This is a genomic window from Streptomyces lanatus (assembly GCF_014655715.1).
GTDB classification, from domain to species: domain Bacteria; phylum Actinomycetota; class Actinomycetes; order Streptomycetales; family Streptomycetaceae; genus Streptomyces; species Streptomyces lanatus.
In genome coordinates this window covers 1-692 of sequence record NZ_BNBM01000048.1, presented here as the reverse complement: position 1 = coordinate 692, position 692 = coordinate 1, and the positions used below count along the sequence as shown (strand labels likewise).

The window sequence follows — 692 nt, the reverse complement described above, 5'->3', positions numbered from 1 at the left end:
TGAGCATCCGACAGGAACGGCGCGGGAGCCTCCTCCACCAGCTTCTGGTGGCGCCGCTGCAACGAGCAGTCACGGGTCGAGACGACCACGACATTGCCGTGGGTGTCGGCCAGGCACTGCGTCTCCACATGCCGCGGCTTGTCCAGATACCGCTCGACGAAGCACTCCCCGCGCCCGAAGGCGGCGACGGCCTCGCGGACGGCGGACTCGTAGAGCTCGGGGACCTCTTCCAGCGTCCGGGCCACCTTCAGACCGCGCCCGCCGCCGCCGAACGCGGCCTTGATGGCGATCGGCAGACCGTGCTCCTCCGCGAACGCGACGACCTCGTCCGCACCCGAGACCGGGTCCGGGGTGCCCGCCACGAGGGGGGCGCCGGCGCGTTGGGCGATGTGGCGGGCGGCGACCTTGTCGCCGAGGTCGCGGATGGCCTGCGGGGGCGGGCCGATCCAGATCAGGCCCGCGTCCAGGACGGCCTGGGCGAAGTCGGCGTTCTCGGAGAGGAAGCCGTAGCCGGGATGGATGGCGTCGGCCCCCGACTCGCGGGCCGCGTTCAGGACCTTGTCGATGTCCAGGTAGCTCGTCGCCGGGGTGTCACCGCCCAGGGCGAACGCCTCATCCGCGGCGCGGACATGCAGAGCGTCCCGGTCCGGGTCCGCGTAGACGGCCACGCTCGCGATCCCCGCGTCCCGGCA

At 72.7% G+C, this 692-nt stretch carries 1 protein-coding gene; it reads right to left on the bottom strand.

The features are described from left to right. Positions 1 to 692, bottom strand: a 692-nt coding sequence (locus IE325_RS45855; RefSeq protein WP_308437731.1) for an ATP-binding protein, incomplete at both ends; no start/stop codon positions are given.